Origin of the sequence: Hungatella sp. SB206, assembly GCF_051132295.1 — a bacterium.
GTDB classification, from domain to species: domain Bacteria; phylum Bacillota; class Clostridia; order Lachnospirales; family Lachnospiraceae; genus Hungatella; species Hungatella effluvii.
In genome coordinates this window covers 5161408-5178253 of the sequence record NZ_CP096603.1, presented here as the reverse complement: position 1 = coordinate 5178253, position 16846 = coordinate 5161408, and the positions used below count along the sequence as shown (strand labels likewise).

The following is a 16846-nucleotide window of genomic DNA, read 5'->3' as shown; positions in this document are numbered from 1 at the left end:
TAGAAAAGATAGAAGGGAGGAAGCACATGAGCTTTATGTTTAAGCCTTTGGCTTATGATGATCCAAAAGCTGTCAATCACATCACATTGCCGGAATCACTTGTGAGTGATGTATCGTCAGAAATTGGAGAAATTGCAGGTCGCTTGGCAGCCGCCTGTATGGGGAGAGAGGGAAAGGCCCCTGTAGTTCTTGGTATTGACGGGTATGTCAGTGCAATATTTGATCCGTTGGTCTCAGCAGTCGAGGCAGAACTGGAAAGTAAGGGAAAGAAGGTACTCTGTCTGCCTATGGAAGCGCTTTATAAGACGGAGGAGGAGATTCATGCGGTAACGGCGGAGAGCCTGCCTCTCAACTATGAGGAAGATCCGGTACTGCTCTTTGGCAGGCTGTATTGCGGAACGATCGATGACTTGATCGATCAGGAGAAGGTCTGTTCCGCATTTTCAGAGAAAAATGACGATATTGTGCTTGTGTATGGACTGGGCAGCTTGAGCGCCACGCTGCGTTCTCATATTACCGTAAGTGCTTATGTAGACGTTACCCCGAAAACAGCGGCAATTCGCGCCAGAGAGAAAAAATTTGCTAATATTGGGGACAGGGAGCCTCAACCGTTTCCACTGCTGATGAGGAGAAATTACTACGTAGATTTTGAAGTGGTGGTAAAACTTAGAAAAGAGCTGCTTACAAAAAATCTGCTTGACTTTTATCTGCTTGGAAATGAAGAAGACAGTTATCTCATGATGTCAGGGAGCACCATGGAGGGAATTTTAGATACGTTGGTGCTGTATCCGTTTCGGGCTAAGCCTGTATATCTGGAGGGAATCTGGGGAGGTGAATTTATAAGAAAGGTGCGGGGGATCCCTCTGGAAATTGCAGATAATGTGGCCTGGATTTTCGATATGATCCCCATGGAAGTCAGTATTGTGGTGAAAGCGGGGGAGCGTCTGCTTGATTTTCCATTTTCCACATTTGTTCAGAAGAAGGGCCTGGAAATGATGGGAGAACGCTGTGTGAAGGAGTTTGAGGGCTATTTTCCAATCCGTTTTAACTATGATGATACATGGCACAGCAATGGCAATATGTCTGTTCAGGTCCATCCGGATGAAGATTTTACGATTAGCCAGTATGATGAATTTGGCCGTCAGGATGAAGCGTACTACGTGATTGCGACCGGACATGATGCGAAGACGTACTGTGGATTTAAGGGAGATGGGAGAAAATTCCTTGAACTGGCAAGAGAGTCTGAGCAGACGCATGAAAGTTTCCCTTATCAGGATTATATCAATGCCATAGACAGTGTACCGGGCCGTCAGATTATGCTTCCGGCTGGCACAATCCATGCGTCCGGAAGAAATCAGCTGATTCTTGAGCTGGGGAGCTTGACGATCGGTTCTTATACCTACAAAGTTTATGACTATAACCGGAGGGATAAGGAGGGGAAGCCCCGTCCCATTCATGTGGATAACGCAGCCAGTGTTCTGCACTTTGAGAGAAACTCAGAATGGGTTCAGAAACATGCAGCTATCCAGCCGGTGCTTCTGGAGAAGACGGAAGAGTATCAGGAACTGGTGGTGGGGAAAACTGAACTGATGTACTATGAGGCCCGACGCATTGAACTTAAGACGCACGGCAGATATGAGGGACGAAATCTCGGACAGTTTACTGTGGTCACAGTGGTAGATGGAGAACGAGCCAGGATCTATTCCAGGAGTAATCCGGAATTTTCCTTTACGGCGGAGTTCCTGGATATTGTGACGATTCCCGCCACCATTGAGGATTATGTGATTGAGGCTGGTGGCTATCAGCCGGTTGTCATTCATAAGGTTATTCTGAGAAGTGGGTATACGAGATATAAGAATCCTGTATATTATGACCGTAAGAGGGAGTGATCATGGAAAATTTTGTAAGGGAACCTAAGGGAATTCAGGAATTTACAGCCGGATGCCGGCTGATGGGGCGTGAGGTGGCCGACAGACAGAAGCTGGTAAAAGAATGTACCGGCGTCTATAAGAATGAAAATGCTTTAAAGGAGCACGGGGAGGAACTGGCCTACTGGGTTTCCAACCAAAATTTTAACAGAGAAAATTTTGTTAAGGGGAATTTACAGTGGGGGATTACATATATTAACCCATTTACTGTTGATGGGGAATGTGCCATGACGAGCGGACACTTTCATGGCGATCCGGACTGCGATGAATATTACTATGGTCTTAAGGGAAGCGGTTTTCTTCTGTTCTGGGATGGGGCTGATGATTTCTATGTGGAAAAGATCTATCCCGGTTCTCTTCATTATATTAATGGTCATTACGCTCACCGGATCATTAATTCAGGAGAAGAGATTCTGGCTGTAGCAGCCTGCAGCCTTCCAGCCAGTAGGCAGGACCATCAGTCGATTCGTGAACACGGTTTTCCATATCGTTGTTATAAAAGAAATGGAGAAATTATATGGGAGAAACAGGAATGAGCCTGATAAAGCTGGAACCGGTCTATAAAAAGAGTATCTGGGCTGGGGAGCGGTTAAGGAAAATCCGTGGACTCACAGCATCTGGAATTGGTATAAGCAGGGAAGTGTGCGCCTATCAGGGCTCGGAAAATGTGATTGCAGCAGGGCCGATGAAGGGGGAATCGGTCGGTCGGCTGATCGCAGATTACCACAGGGAACTGATGGGAGAGGATGACAGTAACCAGCTTGTCAGGGTGGCATTTATGGATACAGCTGAAGATTTGTCAATTCAGGTTCATCCGGATGAAGTACAGGCAGCCATAGTTGGAGATTACGAGAAGAGCGAGTCGTGGTATATTTTGGAGGCCGGAGAGGACGCGTATATAACGGCAGGTGTGAACTGCGGCGATTCGAGAGTGCTGCGTAAGGCAGCAGAAGAGAGTCATCTGGAAGAATATCTGATACGTCATCCAGTAAAAAAGGGTGACTTCGCCATGATTCCAGCGAAAATGATTCATGCGTGCGGAGGCGATATGCTGGTATTGGAAATCGGCAGCTTTGGAGGTATTACTTACCGGCTTTACGACTACGGACGGGGAAGGCCGCTTGATCTCGAGAGGAGCCTTGAAATTATGGATCCGACTCTGGCTTGCTTAATGGTTCACTGCCAGGAAAAACATGACAATGAGCTGTGGACGGTAGGAACCCATAGATTGTTCCAGGTGGATATTCTGGATGTAAGAGAGCATTATTATCTGAAAGGAAATGGAAAGTACCGTATTTTAACGTGTGTGGAAGGATTTTGCAGACTTCAGTGTGAAGGTGAAGTATTCATTCTGGGCTATACAGAGACAATTTTAGTTCCAGCGGCCAGTGAGCAGGTAGAAATTGCAGGAACATGCAGGCTTATTATAGCAGAACGTTAGCTGTTTCGTGTAGTTTACCGGAATACCGGAAGGAGCCAATTATGAAGCTGAGCATTGCCGTTTATCCGTCAAATAACCGACCCGGGGCGGGGGAGCAGGAAGACGCCTATTTGGATATGGCAGGACAGTATGGTTATACAGAAGTATTTACGTCACTTCATTTGCCGGAGATTCACGATAACCGGCAAATAGATAATCTGGAATCTCTGGCAAAGCGTGTGAAAAAGAGGGGGATGGAGCTGACTGTCGATGTGGGAGGCAGTGGAATTGCCAGACTTTTAGCCAGCGAGGAAGTCGGGAGCAGGATAAAGGAGGCGGAAATTGATTTTATCCGGCTGGATTATGGCTTTCTAGTATCTCAGGCAGCCGAAATGGTTCGTCAGTGGAATATACGCGGCCTGGTGGTGAATGCTTCTATTTACAGCGAGGAGGAGGTACACAGCCTCCTGGCTGAGTTGCGGTCCATTCGGCCGCAAATAGAGATACGGGCGTGTCATAATTTCTATCCGCGTCCGGAAACAGGAGAGGATGAGCAGTTTTTCGACAGGCAAAATTCGGCTTTTACAGGAGAAGGAGTTCCGGTATATGCCTGTCTGCCCTCCCTTACGAATCCGCGGCCGCCATTGAGGCTGGGGCTCCCCACACTGGAGAAGCATCGGTATATGGAACTCAGCCGGGCAGCCTGTGAGCTTAAGTGCAGTCTGGGTATCGGGGGTATTATGGCTGCAGACGAATTTTTTTCAGAAGTAGAACTGCAGACAATCACTTCTGTGGTAAACTTAGACCCCTGGAAAATAGAGGTGAAGAAGCGACGAGATATAACAATGCTGGAAGAGGAAATCTTAGAAGGAAGCAGCCATCATTTTCGTTATGACAGCAATTCCAGAATTCTCCGATCTGCTTCCTCCAGAGAGATGGCGGAGTATGCGAAGCGTGTACCGGCCAGAAACATGGAGCTGCGTCCGCGTGGTACCGTGACCATAGACAATGAAAACTATGTGAGATACAGCGGTGAACTGCAGGTGGTTCTGGAAGATATGCCGGCAGATGAGAGAGTGAATAGTATCGGACAAATTCAGGAAAAAGATATGTGGAAATTTGAGTATTTCAGAAAGGGATATGATTACTGTTTCCTGTAAGCGGAGAGAGGATTATTCTTATATGGTAAATTTGGAGCATCTAATAACGGAAAACAGAAATCCGGAGACGGTGGATTTAGATTCCATGACTCCTATGGAGATCGTGACAATCATGAACCGTGAGGACGAAGGCGTGATAAAGGCGGTTAAGAAGGTCTTGCCGGATGTGGCTCGTCTTATTGAGGTTTGTACGAAAAAGCTGGAGGAAGGAGGAAGGATGATCTATATCGGAGCAGGTACCAGCGGGAGAATTGGTGTCCTGGACGCGGTGGAGTGTCCCCCCACCTTTGGCGTATCCGACCAGGTTGTCATGGGACTCATCGCAGGGGGAGAAGGTGCATTTGTAAAGGCCGTCGAAGGGGCCGAGGATGATGGTTTGCTGGCGGAAAAGGAACTGAAAGAAAAGATGCTTTCACCAAGGGATATTGTAATCGGTCTTGCGGCCAGCGGCCGCACTCCGTATGTTGTTGGTGGACTGAATTATGCAAAGAAGCTGGGATGCGTTACCGCCTCGATTGCCTGTAACCACAATGCGGCTATTTCGAGGGAGGCGGATTATCCCATAGAAGTTGAAACAGGTCCCGAAATTCTTACGGGCTCAACGAGGCTGAAGGCTGGCACGGCCCAAAAGATGATTCTTAATATGGTGTCAACAGCTACGATGGTAGGAATTGGAAAGGTTTATGAGAACCTGATGGTCGATCTGGTTCGTACCAATGAAAAATTGGAAGCCAGGTTGTGCAACATTGTTATGGAGGCAGCCGGATGTGACAGGGCGCGGGCGGTGCAGGCGCTGAGTGAGGCCGAAGGCAATGGAAAAGTAGCAATTATCATGATTCTTTCTGAATGCGGCAGACTTAAGGCCGAAGAAAAACTAAAGGAAGCCAGGGGACATGTCAGAAGAGCGGTTATGCAGATGTAGAAAGGAGCAGTTGATTCCATGGTTGGGATTGTGATTACTGGGCATAACGGAATTGCCGGGGGGATGCAGGAGGCTCTGCGTCTGTTGGCGGGAGAGTATCCTTGGTTATGTGCCGTCGATTTTATGGCCGGTGAGGGAGAGGAGGAATTAAAACAGAAACTGATGAAGGCAAAAGAGGATATGAGAGATTGTAGTCAGTTTCTGATACTTTGCGATATTATGGGAGGATCACCATTTAAAAATGCATTTACCCTGTTTTACCGTGATCCTGCTGTTAAGCTTTTTTATGGGGTAAATCTCCCTATGGCGGTGGAACTGGTATTCAGGGCTATGGAGAATCAGGAGGAATGGGATCTTGAGGCAATATCGAAAGAGGTGCTTGATATGTTGAAAGAACAGCAGGGAAGCATTTTATGGCCGGAGTACGGATGAAGGAGGAAGGAGTGATGGAAGATTATTTAAAACCGGCTGTAAAGTTGTTGTCCAGGTATGCAGCCGAAGGAAAGATTCCAGGCGCAGCCCTTGCGCTGGTGACCAGGGAAGGAGTAACGTCAGCCTGCGTCGGCAATGCATCGCTTCTTCCGGAAAACGTTCCGCTTACGGCGGACCGGCTGTTTGATCTGGCAAGTGTTACGAAAGTTCTGGCTACGACAACACTGGCACTCCAGTGTCTCGAGGAGGGACTGTTTACTCTGTCAACGCCAGTGTCTGCTATACTTCCAGATTTTCCGCACCAGCAGGTTACCATTGGTCATTTACTGACCCATACCTCGGGAGTTTGTTCGGATGATAAGGCATATAAGAAACGGAAGGACAGAGCAGATCTGACTCGTTTTTTCTATGAGAAACCACTGGATTTTACACCTGGAAGCAGAGTTCTGTATTCTGATTTTGGTTATATTACTCTGGGGTATGCCATCGAAGCCGTTTATGGAAAATTAGACGAGCGTTTTCAGACGTGTATTGCCAAGCCATTGGAAATGAGGGACAGCGGATATCTTCCATCTGAACGTGGACTGGTGGGTCGCTGTGTTCCTACTGAACTGACGGAGGAGAGAGGCCTGATCTGTGGGACGGTCCATGATGGAAAGGCATTTCTGCTCGGAGGCGTCAGTGGAAATGCAGGACTCTTCAGTACGCTGGAGGATATGACACATTACGTGAGGATGATTCTGGATGACGGTGAGTATAGAGGGCGGAGCGTTTTAAAACGTGCGACAGTCAGACTGCTAAAGCACTGTTATACGGAAGGATTAAACGAACGGAGAACACTGGGCTGGTGGTCCAATGAGAGATCTATGAGTTTTGGTGACTATTACAGTGAAAGTTGTATCTATCATACGGGATTTACAGGAACATCTGTGTATATTGATTTTATGAGACAGTGCGGAATTATCCTTCTGACGAACCGTATTCATCCGGCCAGAGATAACCCTTGGATCGGCGAAATACGTAATACAGTTCATAACGTGATTTTATCACAAATTACCTGTTGAATGGGATTCTTATAAGGGGGCATAAAAATATGGGCGTTATACTGGGACGAATTGATGAGAGGCTGATTCATGGTCAGATGGCGCTGGCATGGCTGCGCCAGTATCCAGCGGAAGTAGTTATTGTGGTAGACGATCAGAGTGCGAAAGATCCGCTGCAGACTATGCTGCTGCAGATGGCGGTGTCGGGTACTGTGATATGTGAAGTAGTATCAGTCGCCGATGCAAAAGCAGCCGTAGAATTAAAGTCCAGCAAAAAAATCTTTCTCTGTGCCAGAACGCCTGATGTTTATGTAAGACTGCTTGAGATGGGGGTAAAAATTCCACAGATTAATGTCGGCGGTCTTTACAGTGCAGTGGGGAGGACTCAGTATTATAAAACTATTTTCCTCGATGAAAAGTTGAAAGAAGATATTTTAAAGCTGGGAGATTATCCAGTGAAGGTAGAGCACCGCATGGTACCCCAGGATGCAGAGACAGACATTATTGCCGAACTGAAAAAACAGTAATCTACCGTTAAAACTTAAAGTTGGCAGGCGCCGCCACACTGTAAGGTCGTATAAAAATGAAAGGGGTAACAGTATGGAAATGAATGTGATTCAGGTTTTACTACTCAGTTTGTTTATCGCATTTATGGCAGTAGAAACGTATTGGTGGGGCGGTGCAATCTACATAGCCCGTCCAGTTTTTGCAGGTCCTTTGATTGGACTTATCATGGGAGACTTACAGACAGGCCTATTAGTTGGCGGCAGCGTGGAAATGGTATTTTTAGGCGGTCTTGCTATGGGCGCCTATTCTCCGCCAAACTCATATATCGGAGGAATGGTGGGAACCGCGCTGGCAATCATGTCGGGCGGCAACATGGAGGTGGGAATCGCGCTGGCCTATCCGATCGGCGTTATGGTGCAGATGCTCAATTATGTTGTGACCAATATCAATATTGTATGGGTGGAACAGGCAGAAAAATCGTATAAAGCCGGTAATATAAAGGCAGCCGAAGGCTATCACTATGCGTCAATCATTACGCGTATGCTGATTCAGTATTTTCTGCCAACCTTCCTTGCACTGCTCATTGGTTCCAAGGCTATAGAAGGTCTGTATAATAGTATTCCTCTGTGGTTCTCCGGCGGACTAAAGATCTCCGCGGGTATCCTTCCAGCAGTTGGTATGGCTTCTATTTTAAGGACGCTTGGAATAAAGAAAGGCTGGCCTTATTTCCTGGCTGGTTTCGTTCTGGCAACATATTTAAAGATGGACATCATGTCGATCGCTCTGCTGGCTTTGGCCGGAGCTGTTATTGTCTGTACGCGCGGAGAGAACAGCATGTCTCTGGGATTTGACAAGAAAGAGATGCAAAGGGGGAAGTTGGATAATAAACTGCTCCGAAGGGTGTTCTTCCGTTCCTTTACCAGCATGGGAAGTTTTAACTATAAAGGGTACAATAATATTGGATATGTATATTCCATTACACCAGCCCTGAAGAAAATCTATGAAAATGATCCGGAAGGCTATGAAGAGGCATTGGTGCGAAATTGCGAATTCTTCAACAGCCATCCTTATTTCTCTAACCTGATCATGGGAGCCTCTCTGGCTTTGGAAGAGCAGAAGGAAAAAGACGGAAGTGTAGATGGTGCGGCGATAACAGCCACAAAGGCAGCCCTCATGGGACCACTTGCAGGTATTGGAGATTCCGTGTTCCAGGGGACATATCGAACGATCTTTTCTGCAATCGGAGCCGGTATGTGTATGAATGGAAATGTACTTGGCTGTTTCGTTTATTTGATTCCACAGATAGTGTTGTCCTGGGGAACGAGATGGGGATTCTTAAAGTATGCGTATATTTATGGAACCGAGCTGGTGGTGAAATTAAAAACCTCCAATCTTTTTGAGACGTTTGTAAAGGGTGCAAATATTGTTGGTATGATGGTAATTGCGGCTATGACCAGCAGCTTTGTGTCATTATCATTAAAACCAAGCTGGACAATTGGAGAAAGTACGATAGCGCTTCAGTCGGTCTTCGACGCAGTTATACCCAAATTCCTTCCGCTGCTCTGTGTACTCCTGTTTTATCAAATCATGGGAAAGAAGAAAAACGGAATATATATTTGTCTGGCAGGCAGTTTCATTGCCGGTTTCGCAGGTGTTTTGATTGGCCTTCTGTGAAAAGTATGGGAGGCATTCATGGGTGATAAAAAAGAAGTGCTGGAGAAAATCCATCATAAGTTGATTGTTTCCTGCCAGGCTCGAAAAGGCTGGGCTATGTATGGGTCAGAGATTATGGCGGCATTTGCAACCGCCGCTATGGAAGGGGGAGCTGGAGGTATCCGTGCAAATGGAGTTAAGGATATTACGGCAATTCGTAAAAAAGTGAAGCTTCCGATGATCGGAATACAGAAAATATGGACAGAGGGCTGCGAAGTCTATATCACGCCTACCTACGAAAGCGCTATCCCCATCCTGGAGACTGGTGTGGAGATTATTGCTCTTGACGGGACTGGCAGGAAGAGACCAAACGGAGAGACATATGATTCCATCGTGTATCAGATACGGGAGCATTTTCCCGATGTGCTGATTATGGGAGAGATATCCACGCCAAAGGAGGCGGAAGCGCTTCAAAAGAGCGGGACAGATATCATATCCACGACGCTGTCCGGTTATACCAGGGAAACTGCAGGTGTAACGGTCTTTAAACCGGAATTGGTACGGGAGATTACCTCTGCGACAGATTTACCGGTTATTGCCGAAGGTCGGATTCATACGGTAGAAGAGCTGACAGCGGCCTATGCCGCAGGCGCCCACGCGGTTGTGGTGGGAACAGCGATCACGAGGCCGGAGATTATTACGGAAAGATATGTCCGCGGCCTGGAAACTTATTTTGAAACTGTGAATCAGTAAAGCCATAGAAAAAAGACAACTGCCCAGTGGAATTAGTTGTCTTTTTTTCGTCAATATTCTTTTTCATAATGATAAAAAGTTCTTTTTACTGTCATAGCCTGGCGCTCATAAAAACGTCTGCCCGGTTCGTCGGTTGACTGAAAGAATATGTGATTGATTCCCTGCCTGTACATGGAGGACCACATCTCATAAAGAAGTACAGTTCCGACGCCGCCGTTCCGATGAGCGGCAGACACTCCAAAGGGGCCGAGGCGAGCTGGATTGCCATCCATAGCTCTCTGGATATAACCAACAAGAGTATTTTGAAAGAAGCAGAGGCAGATAAGAGATTCTGCTTGTCCATTCATCATGGCCTGTTTTAGATGGTGATACCAGCCGGGACTGAAAGAATGATGGGCAAATTCCAGAATTGCCGGTGCATCCGTCCATTGAAACGAACGGAAGCGATATCCGTCGGCCTCTTTTGCTGTCTTAAGCGCTTCTATGGATTCAGGAATGTAAAAGTCGGTCAGATACCGTTCCATAAAGAATGCAGGAGCAAGGCAATGATACTCGTGAAACTCGAAAAAGGAGATAGCCGCCTTATTTTTTTCATCGATTCCCGGAAAGAAATAATAAGGGCTGAACGAGGCTAAAATTATGTGTTTTACTCCCATTGTCCTCCAATGCGACTCTATAGTATGAAGGAGCCGGGTACCTATTTTCCTTTTCCGGAACCGGGGAGAAACTGCCATGGCAAGAATCCAGGCCTTATCCTTTTCCAGACCGCGGTCCAGATAGGGATAACTGCGTTTCATTCCAATGAGAAAGCCGCAGACCGTATTCCCCTCTTTGGCTACCAAAAGATTGGAAGCAGCAAAATTGTCGTTACAGAAAACAGTTTTTACCATAGTTTCTTCTGTAACAGGATCATCAGGAAAACATTCGCTCCACAGCGATAAAATCTGTGGAAGATCATGAGAATCAAAGTTCGCAATCTCGACCATACGGTACCTCCAGTCTGTGCCAGTCGCAAGGATATCTCTGTTTTCAGTATAGAGAACTTATGATAGAAAAACAAGAGAATTAATCAAAGATGGTATTTTGTTTCGGAGGATGGCAGGAATTGTGCGGAATCTTAATTTCTTACAGAATGAAGGGGGCCGGCAAGCCGTATTCGTGCGTCAAACCGCAGTCCCTTCAGCTGACACATTTCCTTAGGGAGGAGTGTGCATACCCGATTAAGCGGGGGAAGCTATCTGCCGAAGTTTTTTTGTATCATATTATAAACCTTTCTGAGAAACAAAAAAACCTTCCTGCTATTCAGGAAGGTTTTCATGACCTATCCGGGAATCGAACCCGGGTTTCCGCCGTGAGAGGGCGGCGTCTTAGCCGCTTGACCAATAGGCCGTATCTGTCGTTTCCGACAACTTCCTTATAATACCATAGGAAGTTGGATTTGTCCAGATAAATTTCAAAAAAATATAAAAAAATTTTAAACTATAAAAAATACCCCATAAATTAGGTTGAGCCGGCAAGGTGACATTACGTCAACCCCGCCGACTTAGTGGAAACATATGTAGGAAGCGCTCTGACTGCTTAATTCGATTTCCTATGTTTATAATATTATTATACTGAAAAAATGTAACAGAAATTTGGCCGCAACGTAAAAAGATTATGAAATTTATTAAGGGTTTCTAACGAATTATGAAGTTTGTATCTTTTTGGCATAAAACAGAGGGGGATATCGTCAATTTTCCCGCCGTCTGAACTGTTACAATTTAATAAGAAAATTTAAAAAAAGTATTGACTATCACGCATGGTGATAGTGTAAAGTGAGAGTCAGAGATGAGGTCCCCGGTTCCTTCCAACGCCGGCAGGAGGGGCAGGAGAACCGAACCGGGCGGTAAAGGAAGGTGAGAATTATGATGACTGTTAAACAGGTTTCCACATTGACGGGTGTCAGTGTTCGGACGCTCCAGTTTTACGACGAAATCGGCCTGTTTCAGCCGACGGAAATGACGGAAGCCGGATACAGGCTGTATGATGAACATGCATTGGAAGTACTGCAGCAGATCCTGTTTTTTAAGGAACTGGACTTTACGCTGAAGGAAATCAAAGCGATTATGGAAAACCCGCATTTTAATAAAGCAGCCGCATTCGAAAAGCAGAGGGAACTGATTCAGCTAAAACGCGACAGATTGAATGGTATGCTGGAGTTACTCGATAAATTAATTCATGGAGAAATGTGTATGGACTTTAAAGAGTTTGATATGAGCGAATATTTTCAGGCTTTAAGTGAGTTTAAAGCAACACATACGGATGAGATTATAAAACAGCTTGGAAGTATGGAGCAGTTTGACGAAATGCTAAGCACGCTGCAGTCGCATGAAGATGAGATTGCCAGCCAGGCAGTCAGGCAGTATGGCAGCATTGAGAATTATACAAAGGCAATGAAGGAAGGTTTTCAGAAATATTTGTCTGAAGGACCGGCTGTTTCAGAGACAGAAGTGAATGGAATTATGGAGCAAACGGAGCTGTTGACGAAATGCCTTACAGCCGACTTAAGCAGAGATACTGCATCTCCGGAAGTACAGGAGGCGGTAAGCAATTTAATTGCTTTTTGCGAAGAAACCAATAAAGGAATCGATATGGGAGAGAATTACTGGTCTTTTACGGCGGAATCCTATCAATCCAATCCCATATATATCGAGGTGAACGACCGGAAATACGGGGTGGGAGCCTCAAAATTTATCGGAAATGCAATTAAAGAGTATTTGGACAGAAGATAGATCAGAGGAATGTTAAAACAGATTAAACGTTATTTCAAATGCTGCCTTTGGAGGAGTTCGTCTCTGCCTGGGGTGGCATTTGTTCTGTATTTACATATACGGAGCAGCAGCTTTACGTGCAAGATAGGAAAATTATTCGTTTCATGTTATAATTTTTCCATAGATACAGACGAATTTTATGAGGAGAGAGGGAATTTAATGGAGACAATCATCTGCGGACATTGCGCTGCACCGGTGTTTTACGACGACGGGCTGGGGTATGGAGTTTGTGAATACTGCGGTTCTATCATAAAAGACAGGGAAGACGCGGGCGAAAACCGGACGAATCTGGACAGGGAAGTCAACTATATTATGGAAGTGAAGCCGTATGCATGGGAATACAAACTGCTTTTTGCAGTTCTGGACTCTGGTCTGCAGAAGGCCGGCAGCCTCAAACAGGAAATGTTCCGTCCTCTGTTCCTTACCGATGAGGCCGCAAAAGAGGAGATCCTGCGGTATGTGAAGTGGATCACTGGCAAGATGGAGAAGCTTCAGGAGTATACAGATCCGCTCCAACGCATTTTTAAGGTTGAATTACCGGAGGCAATGGGGCCGCCCGGACAGCCTGGCGATGAAACAAAGCTGGTAAATACCGCAAATCGTATCGGGAGCGTTTATACAGGCCTTATTTACTGGGGATTGGAATTCCAGACCGACGCAACACCCATTAATCTGAAGGGGTTAGCGTTGGAGGCGAGGGGCATGGCCGTATCAATTCTGGAAAATATCGAACAATTTTGCTACCAGGGCAGGAAGCATTTTGCTGGTCTTCAGCCTGGCATGAAGGTGCCGCAGGATACCAGTCTTGTCCTGCGGGAACTGAAGATGGATCAATTTATGGGTGAGCTTAAGAAACTGGGCGTTTTGTAGCAATGAGCTAATCAGATGGAAAGATAGAAAAATGGAAAGATAGAGTAATAGAGGAAAGAGGAGAAACAGCATGATTGATTTAAAGATTCTGGAAGAACTGTCCAATGCGTTCGGTCCCAGCGGTTTTGAGGAAGACGTGGTTAGAGTGATAAAAAAATATTGCAGTGGAATGGCCTTTCGAAATGATGCAATGCACAATGTATACACAGAGATGAAGCCAACGGCTCTCACGGCCGGGACTGGGGATAACAATGAGATTCATGAGAAGCCTGCATTTTCAGCCGACAGACGTCCGGTGCTGATGCTGGATGCCCATCTCGATGAATGCGGATTCATGATTCAGTCTATTATGGAAAATGGTCTTATGAGCATCGTAACACTCGGCGGTTTTCACCTTACCAGCCTTCCGGCCCACTCGGTTATTGTGAGAACGGCAGAGGGGAAAATGCACAGAGGTATTACCACGTCGAAACCGGTTCATTTTCTGACACCGGAGCAGAAGGCGGACAACAGCCTGAGGATCGAGGATATCCTGATTGATGTGGGCGCGTGCAGCCGGGAAGAGGTGCTCACTGTGTACGGAATCCGTCCGGGCGATCCCGTTGTTCCGGATGTGGCGTATGAATATCATGAGGAAAACGGCATCTGCTTTGGAAAGGCATTTGATAACCGCCTGGGATGCTTCTGTATTATAGAGACCATGAAGGCCCTGATGGCGGAGGAAGACCGCCTGACGGCCAGAGTCGTGGGTGCGTTTGCAGCCCAGGAAGAGGTGGGAACCAGGGGGGCTGTGGTGACTGCTCAGCAGGTGAGGCCTGATCTGGCAATCGTGTTTGAGGGCTCACCTGCCGATGATCCCTATTTCCAGGCGGGAATCGCGCAGGGAGTGATGAGAGGCGGTGTACAGATCCGCCATCTGGATAACAGCTACGTATCGAATCCGGCGTTTATCCGGTACGCGCATGAGATCGGAGAGAAATTTGGAATTCCCTGTCAGGATGCTGTTCGGAGAGGTGGCATCACAAACGCAGGGAAGATCAGTCTGACCGGTCAGGCGGTTCCGGTTCTGGTGCTGGGAATTCCTTCCCGATACGTGCACAGCCATTATAATTTCTGCGCGAAATCAGATATTGAGGCGGCCGTATCCATGGCAGTGGAAGTGATCCGCGGCCTGAATGTGGAAAATATGAAGCGGATTTTCAGACAGGACGTGATTTGATAGTATGGTGCCGTATGCGTACCTAATCGGGAAAATGTACGCCATGGGCGGAGAAAAGCGTGTCAAACGATTGGATTTTGTGTCAAAGAAACGGGATTTTGGGGAGTGAGAGTCGTTTATTTTTCACAGCTTTTTCTGAGGACACGAGAAAATACTTGTCAAGGCTTTTCCAATAGAATATAATATCATGGAAAGAGCTGTTGCAGAAATCGGTTAAGATGCATGCAACAGCCTTTCCTCTTCATTTGCAATTTTTGTTTTTTATTGCAGGAATGCGGGAATGCTAAAGATAAAGCGGCTTATGTCCGGTTTTTTTCATTTCCGGCATTCGTGATACCGTACATGATTATTATAGGAGGAATACCCGTGGAAAGAGAAATGATTATTGTTCTGGATTTCGGTGGTCAGTACAACCAGCTGATTGCCAGACGAGTCAGAGAATGCAATGTTTACTGTGAGGTTCATCCATACACACTGGGGCTGGATAAGATCAGGGAAATGAATCCGAAGGGAATCATTTTCACCGGAGGCCCTAATAGTGTATACAAGGAGGAGTCCCCGCATTGTGAAAAAGAAATCTTTGAGATGGGAATTCCGATCCTTGGAATCTGTTATGGTTCCCAGTTGATGGCTCATATGCTGGGCGGAAGCGTTGCGACGGCTCCAGTCAGCGAATATGGCAAGACGGAAGTGGATGCAGAGTCGGATAGCCGGATCCTCGATTCCGTGAGCCCGAAGACAGTCTGCTGGATGAGTCATACAGATTATATAGAAAAAGCCCCGGAAGGCTTCAAGGTTACCGCTCATACGCCGGTCTGCCCGGTGGCAGGCATGGAATGTGAGGAGCGCGGCCTCTATGCGGTTCAGTTCCATCCGGAGGTTATGCACACACAGGAAGGCATGAAGATGCTGTCCAATTTCGTATACAATGTCTGTAAATGTTCCGGGGACTGGAAAATGGATTCCTTCGTTGAATCTTCCATACAGTCTATCCGAGAAAAAGTCGGCAGCGGCAAGGTGCTCTGCGCTCTGTCCGGCGGAGTGGATTCTTCCGTAGCAGCTGTTATGCTGGCGAAAGCAGTTGGAAAACAGCTGACCTGTGTATTTGTAGACCACGGTCTTCTGCGCAAGGATGAAGGCGACGAGGTGGAGGCTGTCTTTGGTCCAAATGGTCCTTATGATTTGAATTTTATCCGTGTCAACGCCCAGGAACGTTTCTATGAGAAACTGAAAGGGGCGGAGGAGCCGGAGCAGAAGAGAAAGATCATAGGAGAAGAGTTTATCCGTGTATTTGAAGACGAAGCAAAGAAGATCGGCACGGTGGATTATTTCGTGCAGGGTACCATTTACCCGGATGTTATCGAGTCAGGACTTGGAAAGTCAGCCGTGATCAAGTCTCACCACAACGTGGGCGGACTTCCGGAGCATGTGGATTTTAAGGAGATCATCGAGCCGCTGCGCCTTCTGTTTAAGGATGAGGTGAGAAAGGCCGGTTTGGAACTTGGAATTCCGGAGTATTTGGTTTACCGCCAGCCGTTCCCGGGCCCGGGCCTGGGCGTGCGCATCATCGGCGAGATCACACCGGACAAGGTAAGAATCGTTCAGGAAGCTGATGCAATCTACCGCGAGGAGATTGCAAAAGCTGGAGTCGATAAGGGACTCGGCCAGTATTTCGCGGCGCTGACGAATATGCGGTCGGTTGGCTGCATGGGTGATGAGAGAACGTACGATTATGCCGTTGCACTGAGAGCTGTGCTTACATCAGATTTTATGACTGCGGAGTCGGCAGAACTTCCGTGGGAGGTCCTGGGAACTGTGACCAGGAGAATTGTCAATGAAGTGAAGGGCGTGAACCGGGTGCTGTATGATTGTACGGGGAAGCCGCCGGCTACGATTGAGTTTGAATAATAGATATGTTCCCGGGAACCCAGTAAAATCAAGGGCTCCCGGGATTTTTTTGCCCATCCGGTACGAAAACGGTACGCATTATTCCGGAAACTAATATAGTCTTAAAGAAGTCAGGCAGAGCAGAAAAAAGACGATATAATATGCCTATCTGCGCATTACCCCCATCAGTCTCTATCTAAGTTTGAGGAGCGCTCCCGGAAACGTTAATAGAATGACTATTC

At 46.8% G+C, this 16846-nt stretch carries 15 protein-coding genes and 1 tRNA gene; 14 read left to right on the top strand and 2 right to left on the bottom strand.

Annotated features, from left to right (window positions below; genetic code table 11):
* Positions 1-26: 26 nt before the first annotated feature.
* The 10 genes from M1L66_RS23075 to M1L66_RS23030 all read left to right on the top strand — a co-directional run bounded on the left by M1L66_RS23075 (position 27) and on the right by M1L66_RS23030 (position 9818).
* The gene (locus tag M1L66_RS23075) at positions 27-1889 is read left to right on the top strand and encodes a class I mannose-6-phosphate isomerase (RefSeq protein ID WP_434688468.1); all 1863 of its coding nucleotides are present in this window, start codon (positions 27-29) and stop codon (positions 1887-1889) included.
* 2 nt (positions 1890-1891) lie between these two features.
* The gene (locus M1L66_RS23070; RefSeq protein WP_187018349.1) at positions 1892-2464 is read left to right on the top strand and encodes a glucose-6-phosphate isomerase family protein; all 573 of its coding nucleotides are present in this window, start codon (positions 1892-1894) and stop codon (positions 2462-2464) included.
* Positions 2446-3369 carry a class I mannose-6-phosphate isomerase gene (locus M1L66_RS23065; protein ID WP_187018352.1) on the top strand — a complete coding sequence of 308 codons (924 nt, stop codon included), beginning with the start codon at positions 2446-2448 and terminating at the stop codon, positions 3367-3369. The genes M1L66_RS23070 and M1L66_RS23065 overlap by 19 nt, the downstream gene beginning before the upstream one ends.
* 41 nt (positions 3370-3410) lie before the next feature.
* Positions 3411-4508: a MupG family TIM beta-alpha barrel fold protein gene (locus M1L66_RS23060; RefSeq protein ID WP_187018354.1), complete on the top strand. Its 1098-nt coding sequence runs from the start codon at positions 3411-3413 to the stop codon at positions 4506-4508.
* 22 nt (positions 4509-4530) lie between these two features.
* Positions 4531-5430: an N-acetylmuramic acid 6-phosphate etherase gene (murQ, locus tag M1L66_RS23055; protein ID WP_187018356.1), complete on the top strand. Its 900-nt coding sequence runs from the start codon at positions 4531-4533 to the stop codon at positions 5428-5430.
* 18 nt (positions 5431-5448) lie between these two features.
* Positions 5449-5862, top strand: a complete 414-nt coding sequence (locus M1L66_RS23050; RefSeq protein WP_187018358.1) for a PTS sugar transporter subunit IIA — start codon at positions 5449-5451, stop codon at positions 5860-5862.
* Positions 5863-5876: 14 nt separating this feature from the next.
* Entirely contained in the window at positions 5877-6926 is a 1050-nt protein-coding gene (locus tag M1L66_RS23045; protein ID WP_187018363.1) for a serine hydrolase domain-containing protein, read from the top strand.
* A 29-nt stretch (positions 6927-6955) separates the two neighbouring features.
* Positions 6956-7432, top strand: coding sequence for a PTS sugar transporter subunit IIB (locus tag M1L66_RS23040; RefSeq protein ID WP_187018365.1), 477 nt, complete (start codon positions 6956-6958; stop codon positions 7430-7432).
* Between the two features lie 73 nt (positions 7433-7505).
* On the top strand, positions 7506-9086 hold the full coding sequence (locus M1L66_RS23035; RefSeq protein WP_187018367.1) for a PTS system mannose/fructose/sorbose family transporter subunit IID: 1581 nt from the start codon (positions 7506-7508) through the stop codon (positions 9084-9086).
* An 18-nt stretch (positions 9087-9104) separates the two neighbouring features.
* Positions 9105-9818 (top strand): N-acetylmannosamine-6-phosphate 2-epimerase, encoded by a 714-nt coding sequence (locus tag M1L66_RS23030; protein WP_434688463.1) that lies wholly within the window; start codon positions 9105-9107, stop codon positions 9816-9818.
* Positions 9819-9868: 50 nt separating this feature from the next.
* On the opposite strand, the gene M1L66_RS23025 is transcribed toward M1L66_RS23030, so the two are convergent.
* Positions 9869-10804 carry a GNAT family N-acetyltransferase gene (locus M1L66_RS23025; RefSeq protein WP_434688461.1) on the bottom strand — a complete coding sequence of 312 codons (936 nt, stop codon included), beginning with the start codon at positions 10802-10804 and terminating at the stop codon, positions 9869-9871.
* 331 nt (positions 10805-11135) lie between these two features.
* Positions 11136-11207, bottom strand: a tRNA-Glu gene (locus M1L66_RS23020).
* Between the two features lie 515 nt (positions 11208-11722).
* Here M1L66_RS23020 and M1L66_RS23015 point away from each other — a divergent pair.
* The 4 genes from M1L66_RS23015 (at position 11723) to guaA (ending at position 16625) form a co-directional block, all read left to right on the top strand.
* On the top strand, positions 11723-12589 hold the full coding sequence (locus M1L66_RS23015) for a MerR family transcriptional regulator (RefSeq protein WP_187018373.1): 867 nt from the start codon (positions 11723-11725) through the stop codon (positions 12587-12589).
* Positions 12590-12787: 198 nt separating this feature from the next.
* The gene (locus tag M1L66_RS23010) at positions 12788-13498 is read left to right on the top strand and encodes a hypothetical protein (protein WP_434688459.1); all 711 of its coding nucleotides are present in this window, start codon (positions 12788-12790) and stop codon (positions 13496-13498) included.
* Between the two features lie 70 nt (positions 13499-13568).
* Positions 13569-14717 (top strand): M42 family metallopeptidase, encoded by a 1149-nt coding sequence (locus tag M1L66_RS23005; protein WP_434688457.1) that lies wholly within the window; start codon positions 13569-13571, stop codon positions 14715-14717.
* 366 nt (positions 14718-15083) lie between these two features.
* On the top strand, positions 15084-16625 hold the full coding sequence (guaA, locus tag M1L66_RS23000) for a glutamine-hydrolyzing GMP synthase (RefSeq protein ID WP_349768838.1): 1542 nt from the start codon (positions 15084-15086) through the stop codon (positions 16623-16625).
* Positions 16626-16846: the final 221 nt, after the last annotated feature.

Coding starts and splice junctions, on each gene's coding strand:
- M1L66_RS23075 (WP_434688468.1), top strand. CDS start 27: ATGAGCTTTATGTTTAAGCCTTTGGCTTATGATGATCCAAAAGCTGTC.
- M1L66_RS23070 (WP_187018349.1), top strand. CDS start 1,892: ATGGAAAATTTTGTAAGGGAACCTAAGGGAATTCAGGAATTTACAGCC.
- M1L66_RS23065 (WP_187018352.1), top strand. CDS start 2,446: ATGGGAGAAACAGGAATGAGCCTGATAAAGCTGGAACCGGTCTATAAA.
- M1L66_RS23060 (WP_187018354.1), top strand. CDS start 3,411: ATGAAGCTGAGCATTGCCGTTTATCCGTCAAATAACCGACCCGGGGCG.
- murQ (WP_187018356.1), top strand. CDS start 4,531: ATGGTAAATTTGGAGCATCTAATAACGGAAAACAGAAATCCGGAGACG.
- M1L66_RS23050 (WP_187018358.1), top strand. CDS start 5,449: ATGGTTGGGATTGTGATTACTGGGCATAACGGAATTGCCGGGGGGATG.
- M1L66_RS23045 (WP_187018363.1), top strand. CDS start 5,877: ATGGAAGATTATTTAAAACCGGCTGTAAAGTTGTTGTCCAGGTATGCA.
- M1L66_RS23040 (WP_187018365.1), top strand. CDS start 6,956: ATGGGCGTTATACTGGGACGAATTGATGAGAGGCTGATTCATGGTCAG.
- M1L66_RS23035 (WP_187018367.1), top strand. CDS start 7,506: ATGGAAATGAATGTGATTCAGGTTTTACTACTCAGTTTGTTTATCGCA.
- M1L66_RS23030 (WP_434688463.1), top strand. CDS start 9,105: ATGGGTGATAAAAAAGAAGTGCTGGAGAAAATCCATCATAAGTTGATT.
- M1L66_RS23025 (WP_434688461.1), bottom strand. CDS start 10,804: ATGGTCGAGATTGCGAACTTTGATTCTCATGATCTTCCACAGATTTTA.
- M1L66_RS23015 (WP_187018373.1), top strand. CDS start 11,723: ATGATGACTGTTAAACAGGTTTCCACATTGACGGGTGTCAGTGTTCGG.
- M1L66_RS23010 (WP_434688459.1), top strand. CDS start 12,788: ATGGAGACAATCATCTGCGGACATTGCGCTGCACCGGTGTTTTACGAC.
- M1L66_RS23005 (WP_434688457.1), top strand. CDS start 13,569: ATGATTGATTTAAAGATTCTGGAAGAACTGTCCAATGCGTTCGGTCCC.